The organism is Aerococcaceae bacterium zg-252, from assembly GCA_016237705.1.
In the GTDB taxonomy this organism is placed as follows: Bacteria; Bacillota; Bacilli; order Lactobacillales; family Aerococcaceae; genus Globicatella; species Globicatella yangjingiae.
This window is the reverse complement of the sequence record CP066204.1, coordinates 1,408,039-1,425,194: the sequence shown is the minus strand read 5'-3', so window position 1 is coordinate 1,425,194 and position 17,156 is coordinate 1,408,039. Positions and strand designations below refer to the sequence as shown.

Sequence of the window (17,156 nt, the reverse complement as noted above, 5' to 3'; positions counted from 1 at the left end):
GACGATGTTAGTAATAAAGGATGTGAATCAATGAATAAAAAATGGCTAAAAGTGACGACATATTGTTCGCTCGTAGCTCTATTGTCGGGCTGCTTGAGTAATTTGGATGAAGAAGTGAGTGAATCTTCTAGTTCAGCAGACCAAGTAGCCGTGCAATCAACAGAAAATCAGCTGTCGAGTGATTTTTATCGTGCCGTCATTACTGATGGACGTTATGAAATGGGAATTGTTGCTAGCAGTAATACTAATCTTAGTTCAGCAGGAAATGTGTTAGCTTTTGAAGAGGGATTAATGCGTATTAGTAAAGGGATTTTCCCTACGGAACAATATTTCTTGCGTGAAGGTCAGATTATTAATGAAGAAACGATGACGAGTTGGTTAGCACGTGAATCAGAAAATAATCCAGAAGGATTGAATCCGTCATTAGCACGCAATGAAAGAGAAACGCAAAACCAAACAACAGATGAAAATGATGAAACAGAAAATAGTGAAACAACACAAGACAATTCACAGGTGATTGTTGATTCATCTTCAACCCCAATTTATTTAACGCAAGTAATGGAAAAAAACTTAATGGTTGAGACGGAAGACGGTTATGCATTGGCTGGAATTGTTATTGGTTTAGCAATGAATAGTGTCTATGAGTATACGGACAGTGAAGGGGTTCATTATGAGCAAGAAATTTCATTAGGTGAAATGCGTGAACGAGCACGTTCGTATGCGAACATCATCGTGGGTCGTTTGCGTAATACGGAAGCTTTGCGTTCGATTCCGATTGTAGTCGGATTATTTAGACAGTCTGGGGCTAATGATATTGTCGGTGGAACCTATGTAATGCATGGTATTTCACGTGAAGGAAATTATATTTCTGATTGGACTGAACAAAATGAATATCGTGTCGCTTTACCAATGGTAAATCGTTCTGATTATAATGAGCAGTATAATTATTTTAATAATTTTATGAGCCAAGTAAATAATTTCTTCCCGCATTTAAATGGAATTACTGGGGATGCTCTTTATATTGATAATGCATTAGCATCATTGAATATTAAAATTGTAACGCAGTTTTATCAACAGACTGAGATTACGGCTTTAGCTCAGCATGTTACAGATGTGGCGAATAGTCAACTTCCAGAGGGAGTACCGATTGAAATTAGTATTGTATCTGCACATGGAGCAGAAGCATTGATTTCTAAAACGGCAAATGATACACAATTTAAAGCACATATTTATGAACAATAACTAAGAATGAATAATGGGGGTTAACCAATGACAGAACGTGATGAAATTCTACGTGTAGCCAACTTAGCAAAATTAACGTTTGATGAAGCGAATTTAGATGCCTTTGCAAGTGAATTTGGTAGTATTATTGAATTAGTTGAACATTTACAAGAAGTAGACACAACAGGTGTTGAGCCTACATATCATGGTAATGATTTAATTAATATATTTCGTGAAGATAAAGTGATTCGTGGTACGCAGCGTGAAGACTTCTTAGCTAATGCTAAAACGACACAAGACGGATTTATTAAAGTACCAGCAATTATTGAAAGTGAGGAGGCATAATATGACGGTTTTTCCACAAACGATTACTGAAATCAAAAAAGGATTAAAACAAGGCGATTTTACAGCAGTTGAATTAGTCGAGCATACTTATCGCCAAATCGATGAAATTGATGCAAAAGTTGAAAGTTTTTTAGCATTGAATAAAGAAGCAGCCTTAGAAGCAGCGAGATTGGCTGATGAACGTGGATATGGTGATGATGCGCCAGTATTAAATGGTGTGCCGATTGCTGTCAAAGATAATATCGTAACGAAAGGCTTAACGACAACGGCAGCCAGTAAAATGTTGGAAGATTTTGTGCCAACTTATGATGCGACAGTAGTTGAAAAATTAAAAGCAGCCGGTGCAATCATTATCGGAAAAGTGAACTTAGATGAGTTTGCGATGGGAGCATCAACGGAGCGTTCAGCATATAAAATTACACGTAACCCGTGGAATTTAGACCGTGTACCAGGTGGTTCATCTGGTGGTTCAGGAGCGGTTGTTGCCAGCCGTCAAGTACCAGCAAGTTTAGGGACAGATACTGGTGGTAGTATTCGTCAACCAGCAGCATTTAATGGGATTGTTGGTTTAAAACCAACTTACGGAACAGTATCACGTTACGGATTAATTGCATTTGGTTCATCATTAGACCAAATCGGGCCAATGACATTAACTGTTGAAGATAATGTTTTATTATTAGATGTGATTGCAGGACATGATGTGCATGACTCAACGAGTTTATCAGATTTACCGATGAATTATGGTGCTAAAATTGGACAATCACTTGAAGGTATGAAAATTGCTTTTCCTAAGGAATATAAAGCAGAAGTAATTGCACCCGAAATTCGTGAAGCAATGGAACAAGCTGCTGCATACTTCCAAAGTCAAGGTGCGATTGTAGAAGAAGTATCGTTACCATTATTGAAATACGGTATTAATGTGTATTACATCATTTCATCTGCAGAAGCGTCATCTAACTTGCAACGTTTTGACGGAGTTCGTTACGGTTATCGTTCTGAATCTGCTAAAACATTAGAGCAAGTATATGTGCAATCACGTAGCGAAGGTTTTGGTGAAGAAGTAAAACGTCGTATTATGTTAGGAACTTATAGTTTAAGTTCAGGTCAATTTGACAAATTCTTTAAACAAGCAGCTCAAGTAAGAACAATGATTAAACAAGAGCTAGACCGAGTTTTTGCAGAATATGATGTGATTATGGGACCTACAACAACGAGTACAGCCTTTGAAATTGGTGGTCGTGTTAAAGATCCAATCGCAATGTATGTGGAAGACTTATTGACAGTTACGGCAAATATTGCAGGATTACCTGGTATTTCAATTCCTGCAGGATTTGATCAAGCTGGCTTACCGATTGGGTTACAATTAATGGCGAAACCATTAGATGAAGCGACCTTGTATCAAGTAGCATATGATTTTGAACGCAGCCATGATTTCGCTGCTAAAGCACCAGTATTATAGGAGGTTGGAAGATGAATTTTGAAACAGTAATTGGTTTAGAAGTCCATGTGGAATTAAAAACTGACTCAAAAATTTTTAGTACGTCACCAGCTCATTTTGGTGCCGAGCCAAATACAAATACCAATGAAAAGGACTGGGGTTATCCTGGAGCTTTACCGGTAATGAATAAGCGAGCTATCGAGTTTGGTATGCGTGCGTCATTGGCATTAAATTGCGAAATTACTCGTCAAATGCGTTTTGACCGTAAAAACTATTTCTATCCAGATAATCCGACTGCTTACCAAATTTCTCAAGCGGATTTACCGATTGGACGCAATGGATACATTGATATTGAAGTAGACGGACATAAACGTCGCATTCGCATTGAACGTGTGCATTTAGAAGAAGATGCGGGTAAAAATACGCATGGTACAGACGGATACTCTTATGTGGACTTTAACCGTCAAGGAACACCATTAATTGAGATTGTTACCGAAGCAGATATTCGTTCACCACAAGAAGCCTATGCGTTTTTAGAAGCATTACGTGAAAAAATTATGTATACCGAAGTATCAGATGTGAAAATGGAAGAAGGTTCATTACGCTGTGACGGTAATATTTCGATTCGCCCATTTGGTCAAGTTGAATTTGGTACGAAAACAGAATTGAAAAACTTAAACTCATTCAACTTTGTGCGTAAAGGATTAGAATTTGAAGAAAAACGTCAAGCACAAATTTTATTAGCTGGTGATAAAATTCAACAAGAAACACGCCGTTATGATGAATCAACTGGTAAAACGATTTTAATGCGTACGAAAGAAGGGGCAGCTGATTATCGTTACTTCCCAGAACCAGATCTACCACCTGTACACATTAGTGAGGAGTGGATTGATTCAGTTAAAGCATCAATTCCAGAAATGCCAGATGTGCGTCGTGCACGTTATACTGGGGAATATGGATTGCCTGATTATGATGCAATGGTGTTAACCTTGTCTAAAACAATGTCTGATTTCTTTGATGCAACGGTTGAAGCTGGTGCAGATGCTAAATTGGCATCAAACTGGTTAATGGGTGATGTGTCGGCTTACTTAAATAGCGAGAAGAAAACATTAGAAGAAATTGCTTTAACACCACAAAACTTAGCTCAAATGATTCAATTAATTGAAGACGGCACGATTTCATCTAAAATTGCTAAACAACTCTTCAAGATTTTAGCGACTGAAGGTGGCGATGCGAAAGAAATCGTTGAAGCACGTGGTATGGTTCAATTAAGCGATCCTGCGAAATTACAACCAATTATCGACGAGATTATTAGTAAAAATGAAGCGTCATTGGAAGATTACCGTAATGGTAAAGACCGAGCAGTAGGTTTCTTTGTCGGTCAAATTATGAAAGCGACTAAAGGGCAAGCTAATCCACAAGTTGTTAACCAATTATTAATGGCGACGTTGGAGAAGTTGAAGTAATAGTAGTAGAAAAAAAGATATGAATTAAATTATAACCGAATTGGAATGACAAGATGAAAGTCATTTCAATTCGGTTTGTGGTTTTATATACACAATAAATTTTGTGTAGGAAATATTTAGATGTTTTTCTAAAAGTCAATGATTTCAAATGTGTTTAGAGAAATTGGTTTGAATGATGAACTAGGTTCAGGAATGCGTAATATCTATTTAAAGAACAGTACCGAGCTAATTAGTTGAAAGCTATTTTCCCCACACAATCCATGTTATATTTTATTACATACCAAGTAACATTAAAATTGACTATAAAAATTCATACCCTTATAATCGTACTAATCAATAGAACGAGGGGGAATTATTATGAATAAAAGGAAGAATACAAGTACTTTAATAGGAGCTGCCTTTATTATGGCAACCTCAGCAATTGGACCGGGTTTTTTAACTCAGAGTGCAAAGTTTACAAGTGATTTACAAGGAAGTTTTGGATTTGTTATTTTATCTACCATATTATTAGCAATGATTGTTCAACTAAACGTTTGGCGTGTGCTATGTGTGAGTGGTATGCGTGGGCAAGATATTGGAAATCGTTTATTTTCAGGTTTAGGTTATTTTGTTGCAGCTTTAGTAGTGTTAGGTGGTCTTGTTTTTAATATCGGAAATGTTGGTGGAGCGGCACTAGGATTTAATGCATTGCTTGGTATTCCAACATCAATTGGATACTTTTTAGCAGGTGGGTTAGCAATTGTTCTGTTTTTATTAAAAAATGCGATGAAAGCAATGGATAATTTAACGAAAATATTAGGTGGTCTTATGATTGCTGTTATTTTTATTGTGATTTTAATTGTTAAGCCACCAGTTGGTTTGGCATTAAAAGAAACGATTTTACCAAGTGTACCAGCGTCAAGTTTATTTCCAGCTATCTTAACTTTACTAGGTGGAACAGTTGGGGGATATATTACGTTTGCTGGAGCACACCGTTTAATTGATGCTGGTATTACGAAGAAAGAAAATTTAGCTCAAATTACACAAAGTTCTATAATGGGAATTGGAATTGCATCAATTGTTCGTATTTTCTTATTTTTAGCGATTTTAGGTGTGGTAGTCAAAGGTGTAACATTAGATACAGCGAATCCTGCTGCTGATGCATTTCGTCAAGGTGCTGGCGAATTGGGTTATCGTTTCTTTGGATTAGTTTTATTATCGGCAGCTCTTACGTCTATTATTGGAGCAGCTTACACTTCAGTATCTTTCTTAAAGACGTTAATTCAGCCAGTTGCAAAGCATGAAAAATGGGTGATTATTGGCTTTATTGCTATTTCAACAGTTGTAATGGCATTGTTAGGTAGTCCGTCTACATTATTGGTGATTGCCGGGTCATTAAATGGCTTAATTTTACCGGTAACATTAGGTATTTGTTTAGTGGCTTCACAACGTAGTGACATTATGGGTGATGATTATAAACACCCAACTTGGTTATTGATTGCTGGAATTATTGTAGTCTGCTTAACTGCTTATATAGGCATTCAATCATTAGGAAATTTAGCTCAATTATTTTAATATAGTGTAAGTGTTGGGGAAACTCTCTTATGCTTACTACAATACCGATAGAAAAGGTGAAATAATGGAAAATGTAACAATACAAACGCAAGGAGATGCGGCGATATTAATTAGTTGGGAGCAAACGATTACTCCTGAAATGAATCATCGTATTAGTGCTTTTGTGCAATTAATGCGTGAACAACGAATTGAGGGTGTCGTTGATTTAATTCCAGCATTCTGTTCGGTTTTAGTCAACTACGATCCACGTGTGATTCGGTATCAGCAGCTTGTCAAAAAAGTGGAATCACTTTTAAAAATGGAACTATCACAAGCAAAACGTATTAAGCGAATTTATCAAATACCAGTTTGTTATGGTGGTGAATATGGGCCGGATTTACCATTTGTTGCTGAAAATGCAAACTTGAGTGTAGACGAAGTCATTGCTTTGCATACAGAGCCTGATTATTTAATTTATATGTTAGGATTTTTACCAGGATTTTCATATTTAGGTGGCTTAGATGAACGGATTCATACACCACGTTTAGCCAATCCAAGAATGGCGATTCCAGCAGGTAGTGTTGGAATTGGTGGTTCGCAAACAGGAATTTATCCATTGACTTCACCAGGTGGTTGGCAATTGATTGGACAAACTCCAGTTAAAACGTATGACCCAATTCGAAAAGAGCCGATTTTGTTTGAGGCAGGCAATTATATTCGTTTTGTGCCAATTTCTCCGGAGGAATTTGTGGCAATTGCAAAAATGGTTGCGAATGGTACCTATGAATATCAAGTTATTGAAGAGGAGGCTTAAAAATGGGAATTCGTATTTTAAAACCAGGTTTGTATACGACGGTTCAAGATTTAGGCCGAGTGGGCTATCAAAGTCAAGGATTTGGTGTTTCCGGTGTAATGGACGTTCGTTCATTTAAAATTGCGAACTTATTAATTGATAATCCTGAAAATGAGGCAGTGTTAGAATTTACTTTGACTGGGCCGACATTAGAATTTACGGCTGAAACGATTATTGCAATTACTGGTGGGGATTTTCAGCCATTGATAAATGGAGAGCCAGCAGCCATGTATACGGCGATATACATGAATAAAGGTGATGTGCTATCATTTCAAGGTGCACGAACTGGGACAAGGGGTTACATTGCCTTTTCAAGCTACTTGAGTATTCCAGTTGTTATGGGAAGTCGCTCTACCAATACTAAGTGTGCGATTGGTGGTTTTAAGGGACGTCGTTTGAAAGAAGATGATTATATTGGTTTCCGTATTAAACGTCGTTATTTGCCTTATTTCTTATCTCGTACTTTGGACATTGATGAATTTAATCAAGAAGAGGCTGTTATTCGTGTTGTAATGGGGCCGCAAGACCAATATTTTACGAAAGAGGGTCGTCAAACCTTTTTATCTGAAGAATATACAGTGACCAGTGACGCTGACCGTATGGGATTTCGATTAGAAGGACCTTATATTGCACATAAAGAATCAGCCGATATTATTTCAGAGGGAATTGCATTTGGTGCTATTCAAGTACCAGCTCATGGCAAGCCAATTGTTCTCTTGGCAGACCGCCAAACAACTGGAGGATATACTAAAATGGCGACAATCGCATCGGTGGATATTCCTAAATTGGTTCAGCGTAAAACGGATCATAAAGTACGTTTTGTTGCTATTACGATTGAGCAGGCACAACAATTATTGCAAGCTGAACAAAAAGAATTTAATCGAATGCGTGAGAAAATACATCAACCAAGTAAAGAAGTACTAGATGTACGTCTTGTGGCAAAACGAGTGGCAACTTTATTTGATAAGAAACAGGATTAGACGAGGAGTAAACGAAAAATGGATTTAGAAAAAATTAAAGCATTAATCGAAGTCGTGGAGGCTTCGTCTTTATTGGAATTTTCAATTGAAGAAGGAGACTTGAAGATTGCGATGAGTCGTAAAGGAGAAGTAGGTAGTGCTGCTGTTCTACCGAATGTTGCTATGACAAAAGTAAGCGATGAGATAGCAGAAGAAGAGGTGGAAGAAGAATTATATATTACTTCGCCAATCGTAGGAACTTTTTATTCTGCTTCTGGTCCAGATATTCCAGCCTATGTACGTGCTGGTGATACGGTGAAAAAGGGCGAGACGGTCTGCATTATAGAAGCAATGAAATTAATGAATGAATTGCAAAGTCCTTATGACGGTGAAATTGAAGCTGTTTTAGTAAGTAATGAGCAAAAGGTTGAGTACGGACAGCCACTATTTCGTATCAAAAAACGCTAATCAACTGTTCAAGTATTGAGAAAGGAATAGTGTATGATTAAAAAAGTTTTAATTGCCAATCGTGGCGAGATTGCAGTTCGGATTATTCGTGCCTGTCGCAATATGGGCATTCGTAGTGTGGCTATTTATTCAGTGGAAGATCAAGATAGTCTACATGTAAAGTTGGCTGATCAACGTATTTGTATCGGTGAGGGGCCAGTTCGTAATAGCTATTTGAACAAGGAAAGCATTTTGACGGCAGCACTCAATATTGGAGCTGATGCGATTCACCCAGGATTTGGTTTCCTATCGGAAAATCCGGAATTTGCACGACTATGCCAAGAACATGGTATCAAATTTATCGGCCCAACTGCTGAAGTGATGGAACGCATGGGAGATAAGTCGAGAGCGCGTCAAACTATGAAATTAGCAGGTGTCCCAATTGTTCCGGGGACAGACGGAACTTTACATGATGTCGAAAGTGCCGTAGAAGCAGTCAAACAAATTGGTTATCCAGTGATGATTAAAGCATCTGCCGGTGGCGGTGGAAAAGGTATGCGTGTGGCACATCATGCCAATGAATTTGAGCAATTATTTAATATTGCTCAAAGGGAATCAATCAATGCCTTTGGTGATGATGCGATGTATTTAGAACGTTATATTGTAAATCCAAAGCATGTGGAAATACAAATTATGGCAGATGAACATGGTAATGTGACTGCTTTAGGTGAACGTGACTGTTCGGTGCAACGAAATCATCAAAAATTAATTGAAGAATCACCGTCACCTGCGATTAATGCAATAACTCGCCAAGCGATGAATGAAGCAGCGATTTTAGCTGCCAAAACTGTTGGTTATACAAATGCTGGGACAATTGAATTTATTTTAGATTCGTCAGGTGAATTTTACTTTATGGAAATGAATACTCGTATTCAAGTTGAGCATGGTGTAACGGAATTAGTGACTGGACTGGACTTAATTATCGAGCAAATTCGTGTTGCGAATGGTGAAACATTGAGTTTTACACAAGAATCGATTCAGCTGCAAGGACATGCGATTGAATGTCGCATTAATGCAGAAATTCCGGAAAAAAACTTTATGCCAAATCCAGGGCTAGTGAAGCATCTGCATTTTCCTGCTGGAAATGGAGTCAGAGTGGACTCAGCGTTGTATGCAGGGTACCGTATTCCAGCTGACTACGATTCGATGATTGCGAAAATTTTAGTTCACGCACCGACACGAGAAGCAGCAATATTAAAAATGCGTTCTGCTTTAGATGAAATGGTGATTATCGGTGTCGAAACGAATTTAGATTTTCAATATCAATTATTACGCCACCCACTTTTCGTTGAAGGCAGAGCAGACACCGGATTTATAGAACGAATGATGTCATAATATAGTGCGAGCGAGGGCGCTTTTCCTCGAATCACTGGAGCGGAGGTCGCAGAAGTGCATAAGCACTTCAAGAGCTATGCGAAGTGGACGTCGAGGCAGCCCAAGCGAGCCGGAATAAACATAGTGCGACAATAAGCGTTTTGAAGTGGATGTCATTTCAGCTCATTGGAGCCGGAATAAAGCAGAAAGGGGGAGTGTAAAATGTGGAAAGTAGATTTAAACGCAGACTTAGGTGAGAGTTTTGGTGCTTATACTATCGGGCAAGATGACAAATTAGCACCGCTCATCTCATCAGCGAATATTGCCTGTGGTTTCCATGCAGGAGATCCACTAGTAATGGGTGATACGATTCAATTACTCAGCAATGCATCGGTTGGGCTAGGGGCTCACCCTGGTTTACCAGATTTACAAGGATTTGGACGCCGTCAGATGATGATTACACCAAAGGAAGCTAAATCCTATATGCTATATCAGTTAGGAGCATTGGCTGCGATTGCTAAGGCGAATGGTGCAGCACTCCAACATGTAAAGCCACATGGTGCTTTATATAATATGGCAGCGACAAATTACGAATTAGCATTGGCTCTTGCACAGGCAGTCGCTGAATTTGATTCGAATTTAATATTCTTAGGATTATCTGGTAGTGAAATGATTCGTGCAGCTAAAGACTGTGGTTTAAAGGTTGCGAGTGAAGTGTTTGCTGATCGTGGGTATAATGATGACGGAACTTTAGTAGCACGTCATTTATCAGGAGCGATGATTCATGATGAGCACGAAGCGATTACTCGTGTCATTCAAATGGTGAAAACAGGTACAGTGACGAGTGTGAATGGTAAGGAAATTGCGATTAAAGCAGATTCTATTTGTGTGCATGGTGACGGAGAAAAAGCATTAGCTTTTGTACAAGCGATTCGAACAGCATTTCAAGATGAGGGAATCGAAATTGTGCCACTTATTGATGTGATTGAATAAAAATTAGTTCATCATTTTAGTTTTATTTTAGGTTTAGGGAATATAATGATGACATAAAGTGATAGATTAACTAATAGATTTGTCGCCTAAAAGAAATTGATAAAGCGATGATTCACCCAATTACAATAACTCTCTCTCCTAAAAAATATAACAATCTATCACAGAAAAGGGCTCGCAAGAGCTTTTTTTTTTTTGTGACTTTAGTCCGTCACGCACCGTAAGGTGAGTGACAAATAAACCACCCGCTATGCGGGTGCGCAACGACGGTTATACCAAAAAAAACTCCAAACGCGATACAATAGTGGTGTTCAAGCCAACTGTAAAGTGAAAGGAGAAAATGTATGGCACAAAAGGCACATAGTTTATCGCACACAAAGTGGATGTGTAAATACCACATTGTGTTTACCCCAAAGTATAGACGAAAAATCATCTATAATCAATATCGCAGTAGTTTAGGAGAAATATTTCGACGATTATGCAGTTACAAAGGAGTCGAAATTATAGAAGGACATCTGATGCCGGACCATGTACATATGTTGGTCAGTATTCCACCAAGAATAAGCGTATCGAGTTTTATGGGATATTTAAAAGGTAAGAGTGGGTTAATGATGTTTGATAAACACGCAAATTTGAAATATAAATTTGGGAATCGACATTTTTGGGCAGAAGGATATTATGTGAGTACGGTGGGATTAAATGAAGCCACGATAAAGAAATATATTCAAGAGCAAGAGAAACATGATATAGCCTTGGATAAATTGAGTGTGAAGGAATATGAAAATCCCTTTAGGGATAGTGGTAAGTAATACAAACGCCTCTTTGAGAGGCGAGTGACGGGTCAAGAGCAATAAGGCTTGAACAAAGTGAAAGCCAGCGTCTTTAGGCGCTGGCTGGCTTTTTGGGCTTATAGCCCCTGTTCAAACCACCCGTTAGACGGGTGGTTATGATTTTGTTAGCAAAAAAATAAAAAGTCTCAGTGGCCCTTAAAGTTAGGGGGACTGAGACTAATAAAATCGAAATTATTGTTTGGTTGTTGACCAAAATTGGTAATAATCAACCTTTAACGCACCATTATATAATTTGCGTTTCTTAGTAGCTTTTTCACCATAATAGGTTTCAAATGCTTCGTCACTAGTTAAAATGTATTTACTCCATGTTGGCATTTTGCGATAGACTTCCCCCATTTGACGGTAGAGTTCGTGAACTTTTTCTTCGTCTAATAAACGGTCTCCGTATGGCGGGTTTGAAATCAAAATACCGTATTCTTTATCAGGTACATAATCACTCAATTGCATTTGCTTAAAGGTAATACTGTCAGCGACACCGGCTTCGAGTGCATTTTGTTTAGCAATTTCAATCATGCGATGATCAATATCTGTTCCTAATAAATCGAGTTCAATATCATAATTAGCGAGTGATTCAGCTTCGTCACGCACTTCTTGCCATACTTCAGGATTTAGCATTGACCACTCTTCCGCAGCAAATGAACGATTAAATCCAGGTGCAATATTATGACCGATTAATGCTGCTTCAATTAGAATCGTACCAGAACCACAGGTTGGGTCATATAAGGGACGGTCTGGGTGCCAAGTCGTCAATTGAATGAGAGCAGCTGCCATGTTTTCTTTTAATGGTGCACCACCTTTATCGATACGGTAGCCACGTTTAAAGAGACTAGAACCACTTGTATCAAGAGTTAGCATGACAATGTCCTTATTAATCGCTACTTCTATTGGATATTTTGCTCCTGTTTCTTGGAGTGGGGTACGACGGTGATAGTAGTCCATTAAGCGTTTAGCGATTGCTTTTTTTACAATACGTTGGCAATTTGGAACGCTGTATAATTTTGATTTTTGTGATTTACCACTGACAGGAAATTCAGCGTCTAAAGGCAAAATATCTTCCCAAGGTAGCGCATAGGTTTGGTCAAATAATTGTTCAAAACTGATTGCTTTAAATTCGCCGAACAATAGTTTAATTCGGTCGGCTGTTCGCAGCCATAGATTAGTAAAAGCAATATCACGTGCAGTACCTGAAAAGCGTACACGACCATTTTCGGTTTGTGTTTGGTAGCCATGCTGTTTTAATTCTTGATTTACTAAACTTTCAATTCCTGCTGCTGCAGTGGCGATAAGTGAGTAAGTTTTCATTGATTGTTCCTTTCGTTTAAATTTGAGTAGGGGAGTGAGTGATTCGTGGCAGAATGCCTACACTCACACTTTTGTAATCCGGTTCGCTCGGCTTGTCTTGACGTCCACTTCACAAAAACGCTGGTAGCGCTAATGCGCTCCTGCACATTTTTGCTCCAGTGATTCAAGCCAGAACAGCCTCGCTCGCACCATGTCTAATCCGGTTCGTTCGGGCAGCCTCGACGTCCACTTCAGAAGTCCCTTTTGTGCGCTGCTCGCACGTCAGTGACTTCTTCCAGTGGTTCGAGGCAAAACGCCCTTACTCACACTTTTATAAAAAAATAAGCAAGACTATGTCCTGCTAAAAAACCTATTAATGCAAGTTTCGATAAGCCATGTTCTGTCAATTGATAAAGCATAGGTATCTTTATCAATGGGTAACCATCTATCTACACATATATTGTGCCTCTTTCATACGTTCATTTCCGCATTAGAAAAAGTGCCCCTACCAAAGTTTGGGTTGCTCGCTCGAGGGGTTTACCGCGTTCCACCATTACCGTTTCCGATAATGCTTCGTCACTGTGGCACTTTCAAGTGTACTCATACATGGTCGATGAAGACTTTAGCATTTTCCACTGCCGTCAATTTTTACATTGCCTTAGCTTATTGTTTCGCTAAGCACGAACACTACACGCATCTCAGCGTGTGCGAGCATGGACTTTCCTCAACTAAAATTCATTAGCCGCGATTACCTGAAACTTGCAAAGATGATTATTTCATTAAGTTAGAATAATCAATCGTATTATCATGATTATTAATCTTTGATCCAAATACGTGTTTTTCTAAATTAGAAAGACGTTTTAAAATATCAAAGTTTGTGACACCACTACCTGGAGTTGTCGGTGCCGTTTTCTTGTTTAGTGCTAATTGCTTAGTTAATTCATCAATTTTACTTACTAAACGTTCGTTTTCATTTTTTAAATAGGCTACTTCTTTTTGATACGCATCGTAATCACGAATAATCATATCTAAGTATTCATCAACTTCAGCTGTGCTGTAGCCACGCATACCACGTGTAAATTCTTTTTGTAGAATATCTTTAGCGGTTAAATTTTTTTCTGCCACATTATCACCTCATTAATTTCGAATGTTTTCCATATATCAAAGTATACTATACATTATATGAGAATAGAATGATATAAATCGTTTCTTCAATAAAAAATCATATATCATATATTATGACATGATAGTATCGAAATATCTAGTAGAGTTTCATTAAAAATGCATAAACTTTTCACATTTTTTTGTTTTCGGTTGAATTTCCTATAGTGATAACGCATAATGATAAGTAAAGAAGGTGATGAGATGAAGCGTCAAGAATTATTAGTGCATTTGAAAAGAATGTTAGAGACAACGTATTTTCATTACGAATGGCAATTGTATTGGGAAGAAGCTTGGCCGTATATTGAGCTAAAATTTCAATTGGTGCTACTGAATCAACAAATTAAGCCGATTACGGTGCTTTTTTATGATGTAGAGCGAGTTAAAATTGTGGAAGGTGATTACTTATATGCTGCAGCAGTCGATTACAATAAGGGGATTGAGATTGGAGAAGTAAATGCTATTATCCATTATTTACGACAATTGCTAGCAGGAGCACGAGTGCAATTTTTAGAATCTTCTTCAACCGATTTTTCTTTAAGTTGGAATGAGCAGACTTTCCAACAAATTCGACAAGGAATGAAATCATCACATCGATATAATGAACAGCGATTATTATTCCCAAAAGTGGAGTAGAAAGTAGGCGATTATGGAACAACAATTATGGAATAAAGTTGTGTTAACTGTAAATACGACTGAAGCGTCTTTAATTGATTTAGCGAGCAATTTATTTTTTGAACTCGGCTCAATTGGAGTAGAAGTAAATTACGCACCAGGTTATTTAGATAATCATCCGAATCTTTTTGGTGAGATACGAGATGAATTAATTCAAAGTCAATTGAATCATGATACAGAGATTATTACTTTTTTTGAAGATGAAGTGGATTTAGCAGATATAAAAGCAGAATTAGCTATGATTTTTGGCGAATTACCGTTTCAATTAGAACAAGGACAACAAGAAGACGAGCAGTGGCAAACAAATTGGATGGCACATTATCAGCCACAAATGATTAGCCGTTTTTTAACAATTGTGCCGGAATGGTATGAGAATTATCAGGCTAGATTAGATGAGCGAGTGGTGTATTTAGACCCAAGTGTTGCTTTCGGTACAGGAAATCATCCGACTACTAAATTAGGTGCACAGGCATTGGAAATGGTGTTGCGTGGTGGCGAAACGGTGCTAGATGTAGGAACGGGCTCTGGTATTCTTGCATTTGTAGCGAAACAATTAGGAGCTGAACACATTTACGGTTATGATTTAGACCCACAGGCGATTGATAGTGCGAAACAAAATTTACTCTTACAACCTGAGCAATCGAATATTGAATTCTCAGTCAATGATTTATTAGTGGGGATTACACATCAAGCAGATGTGATTGTAGCCAATATTTTGCCGCATATTTTAGTGAATTTATTCGATGATGCTGCAAAACTATTAAAACCGAATGGCTGGCTGATTTTAGGTGGTATCTTAGAAGAGAAGAGTTCGGAATTAGAATCGGAACTGGCAAAGCGTGGTTGGCAATTAGAACAAAAAACAATCATGCACGAGTGGGTATCACTATTGCTTAAAAAATCGGAGGCATAAGTCATGCAACGATATTTTGTATCAGAGAATTTGGCAGTAGAAGATACAGTATTATTATCAGCAGAAGATAGTCATCATTTATTAAGAGTGATGCGAGCTAAAATTGGCACAAAGGTATACCTAGTTGACGGTGCGAGTCAACTTTTCGTGGCTGAATTACTCGAAGAAGTATCGGCTCAGGCACGTTTAGTCATGTTAGAGTTAATGGATACACGAGTTGAATTAGCACCACATATTGCGATTGCGTGTGGTTTATCTAAAAATGATAAATTAGAATGGATTGTGCAAAAAGCGACAGAATGTGGCATGCATCAATTTTATCCATTGGCACTGAAACGTGATGTGATGAAATGGCAAGAAAATAAAGCCGATAAAAAAGTTGAGCGATTAACGAAAATTGCCAAAGAGGCGGCTGAACAAAGTCATCGTGTGATGATGCCAGTCATTGAGTCGCAGCAGAATTTATCAACATTTATCAAGCAAACAGAACATTATACAGTTAAATTAATTGCCTATGAAGAAACGGCAAAAGCTGGGGAACATCAACAATTAAAATCACAATTATTAGCTGTTAAACCAACCGATTCGATTGTAATGGTATTTGGTTCTGAGGGTGGATTGGCTGCAGAAGAAGTTGAGCAATTAACCCAAGCAGGATTTGTTTCGTGTAGTTTGGGACCACGCATTTTACGTGCAGAAACAGCACCGATTGTCTTTTTAAGTGCGATAAGTTATCAATTAGAATTATAATTTGGAGGAATTAAGATGACAAAATTAGCGAAATATATCGATCATACCTTATTAAAAGCAGACGCAACAGCAGCACAAATTGCTGTTTTATGTAGTGAAGCAGCACAGTATGATTTCATGTCGGTGTGCGTAAATCCAACATGGGTTAAAACAGCAGCTGAAGCATTAAAAAATACAGATGTTAAAGTTTGTACAGTAATTGGTTTTCCTTTAGGTGCTAATACTTCAACATTAAAAGCCTTTGAAGCGAAAGAGGCGGTTGAATTAGGTGCAGATGAAGTTGATATGGTGATTAATATCGGCGCAGCAAAAGCGGGTAATTGGGATTTAGTTCAAGATGATATTCGAGCTGTTGTAGAGGCAGTTCCGACTGAAGTTATTGTTAAAGTAATTATTGAAACATGTTTATTGACTGATGAAGAAAAAGTGAAAGCTTGTCAAGCAGCAGTTGCTGCTGGTGCAGACTTTGTTAAAACATCAACTGGATTTTCTACTGGTGGTGCAACAGTGGAAGATATTCGTTTAATGCGTAAAACAGTAGGGGCAGATTTAGGTGTGAAAGCGAGTGGTGGTGTATCGACAACTGCCGAAGCAGAAGCAATGATTGCAGCCGGTGCAACCCGTATCGGTGCGTCTAAAGGAATCGCAATTGTAACAAATCAAGCACCCGCTGATACAAGTGGATATTAATTAACATGGTGTGAGTGAGGCTGTTCTGGCTTGAATCACTGGAGAAAACAGACGGCGTGCGTGAAACGCACAGAGGAAGATTTCGAAGTGGATGTCAAGCCAAGCCGAACGAACCTTAATTAACATGGTGTGAGTGAGGCTATTTTGGCTTGAATCACTGGAGAAAACAGACGGCGTGCGTGAAACGCACAGAGGAAGATTTCGAAGTG

At 38.2% G+C, this 17,156-nt stretch carries 17 protein-coding genes and 1 other RNA gene; 15 read left to right on the top strand and 3 right to left on the bottom strand.

What is annotated here, in order from left to right; translation table 11 throughout:
* Nucleotides 1-30 precede the first annotated feature (30 nt).
* From JDW14_06630 to tnpA, 11 genes are all read left to right on the top strand, one after another.
* Nucleotides 31-1,242 carry a CamS family sex pheromone protein gene (locus JDW14_06630; protein QQD65004.1) on the top strand — a complete coding sequence of 404 codons (1,212 nt, stop codon included), beginning with the start codon at nucleotides 31-33 and terminating at the stop codon, nucleotides 1,240-1,242.
* A gap of 27 nt (nucleotides 1,243-1,269) precedes the next feature.
* Nucleotides 1,270-1,566 (top strand): Asp-tRNA(Asn)/Glu-tRNA(Gln) amidotransferase subunit GatC, encoded by a 297-nt coding sequence (gatC, locus tag JDW14_06625; protein QQD65003.1) that lies wholly within the window; start codon nucleotides 1,270-1,272, stop codon nucleotides 1,564-1,566.
* A 1-nt stretch (nucleotide 1,567) separates the two neighbouring features.
* Nucleotides 1,568-3,025 carry an Asp-tRNA(Asn)/Glu-tRNA(Gln) amidotransferase subunit GatA gene (gene gatA / locus JDW14_06620; GenBank protein QQD65002.1) on the top strand — a complete coding sequence of 486 codons (1,458 nt, stop codon included), beginning with the start codon at nucleotides 1,568-1,570 and terminating at the stop codon, nucleotides 3,023-3,025.
* Between the two features lie 11 nt (nucleotides 3,026-3,036).
* Complete coding sequence (gene gatB / locus JDW14_06615; GenBank protein ID QQD65001.1) at nucleotides 3,037-4,470, top strand: Asp-tRNA(Asn)/Glu-tRNA(Gln) amidotransferase subunit GatB; 1,434 nt, start codon at nucleotides 3,037-3,039, stop codon at nucleotides 4,468-4,470.
* Between the two features lie 357 nt (nucleotides 4,471-4,827).
* Nucleotides 4,828-6,024, top strand: coding sequence for a divalent metal cation transporter (locus tag JDW14_06610; protein QQD65000.1), 1,197 nt, complete (start codon nucleotides 4,828-4,830; stop codon nucleotides 6,022-6,024).
* A gap of 64 nt (nucleotides 6,025-6,088) precedes the next feature.
* Nucleotides 6,089-6,817 carry a 5-oxoprolinase subunit PxpB gene (gene pxpB, locus JDW14_06605; GenBank protein QQD64999.1) on the top strand — a complete coding sequence of 243 codons (729 nt, stop codon included), beginning with the start codon at nucleotides 6,089-6,091 and terminating at the stop codon, nucleotides 6,815-6,817.
* Between the two features lie 2 nt (nucleotides 6,818-6,819).
* Nucleotides 6,820-7,836 carry a biotin-dependent carboxyltransferase family protein gene (locus tag JDW14_06600; protein QQD64998.1) on the top strand — a complete coding sequence of 339 codons (1,017 nt, stop codon included), beginning with the start codon at nucleotides 6,820-6,822 and terminating at the stop codon, nucleotides 7,834-7,836.
* A gap of 18 nt (nucleotides 7,837-7,854) precedes the next feature.
* A complete protein-coding gene (gene accB, locus JDW14_06595; protein QQD64997.1) occupies nucleotides 7,855-8,283 on the top strand; it encodes an acetyl-CoA carboxylase biotin carboxyl carrier protein in 429 nt (142 codons plus the stop codon).
* 33 nt (nucleotides 8,284-8,316) lie between these two features.
* A complete protein-coding gene (gene accC, locus JDW14_06590) occupies nucleotides 8,317-9,657 on the top strand; it encodes an acetyl-CoA carboxylase biotin carboxylase subunit (protein ID QQD64996.1) in 1,341 nt (446 codons plus the stop codon).
* 201 nt (nucleotides 9,658-9,858) lie between these two features.
* Nucleotides 9,859-10,629 carry a LamB/YcsF family protein gene (locus JDW14_06585; GenBank protein ID QQD64995.1) on the top strand — a complete coding sequence of 257 codons (771 nt, stop codon included), beginning with the start codon at nucleotides 9,859-9,861 and terminating at the stop codon, nucleotides 10,627-10,629.
* Between the two features lie 341 nt (nucleotides 10,630-10,970).
* Nucleotides 10,971-11,435 carry an IS200/IS605 family transposase gene (tnpA, locus tag JDW14_06580; GenBank protein ID QQD64994.1) on the top strand — a complete coding sequence of 155 codons (465 nt, stop codon included), beginning with the start codon at nucleotides 10,971-10,973 and terminating at the stop codon, nucleotides 11,433-11,435.
* A gap of 213 nt (nucleotides 11,436-11,648) precedes the next feature.
* Here tnpA and JDW14_06575 read toward each other — a convergent pair whose 3' ends face one another.
* From JDW14_06575 to gpsB, 3 genes are all read right to left on the bottom strand, one after another.
* Entirely contained in the window at nucleotides 11,649-12,779 is a 1,131-nt protein-coding gene (locus tag JDW14_06575; protein ID QQD64993.1) for a class I SAM-dependent RNA methyltransferase, read from the bottom strand.
* Between the two features lie 363 nt (nucleotides 12,780-13,142).
* An RNA gene (gene rnpB / locus JDW14_06570) (RNase P RNA component class B) lies at nucleotides 13,143-13,518 on the bottom strand.
* An 11-nt stretch (nucleotides 13,519-13,529) separates the two neighbouring features.
* On the bottom strand, nucleotides 13,530-13,883 hold the full coding sequence (gene gpsB / locus JDW14_06565; protein QQD64992.1) for a cell division regulator GpsB: 354 nt from the start codon (nucleotides 13,881-13,883) through the stop codon (nucleotides 13,530-13,532).
* A 216-nt stretch (nucleotides 13,884-14,099) separates the two neighbouring features.
* On the opposite strand from gpsB, the gene JDW14_06560 reads away from it, so the two are divergent.
* The 4 genes from JDW14_06560 to deoC are packed head-to-tail and all read left to right on the top strand — an operon-like array spanning nucleotide 14,100 to nucleotide 16,947.
* Entirely contained in the window at nucleotides 14,100-14,555 is a 456-nt protein-coding gene (locus JDW14_06560; GenBank protein QQD64991.1) for a DUF3013 family protein, read from the top strand.
* A gap of 13 nt (nucleotides 14,556-14,568) precedes the next feature.
* A complete protein-coding gene (prmA, locus tag JDW14_06555; GenBank protein ID QQD64990.1) occupies nucleotides 14,569-15,507 on the top strand; it encodes a 50S ribosomal protein L11 methyltransferase in 939 nt (312 codons plus the stop codon).
* A 3-nt stretch (nucleotides 15,508-15,510) separates the two neighbouring features.
* Entirely contained in the window at nucleotides 15,511-16,257 is a 747-nt protein-coding gene (locus tag JDW14_06550; GenBank protein QQD64989.1) for a 16S rRNA (uracil(1498)-N(3))-methyltransferase, read from the top strand.
* 15 nt (nucleotides 16,258-16,272) lie between these two features.
* Nucleotides 16,273-16,947, top strand: a complete 675-nt coding sequence (deoC, locus tag JDW14_06545) for a deoxyribose-phosphate aldolase (protein ID QQD64988.1) — start codon at nucleotides 16,273-16,275, stop codon at nucleotides 16,945-16,947.
* The last annotated feature ends 209 nt before the right edge of the window (nucleotides 16,948-17,156 follow it).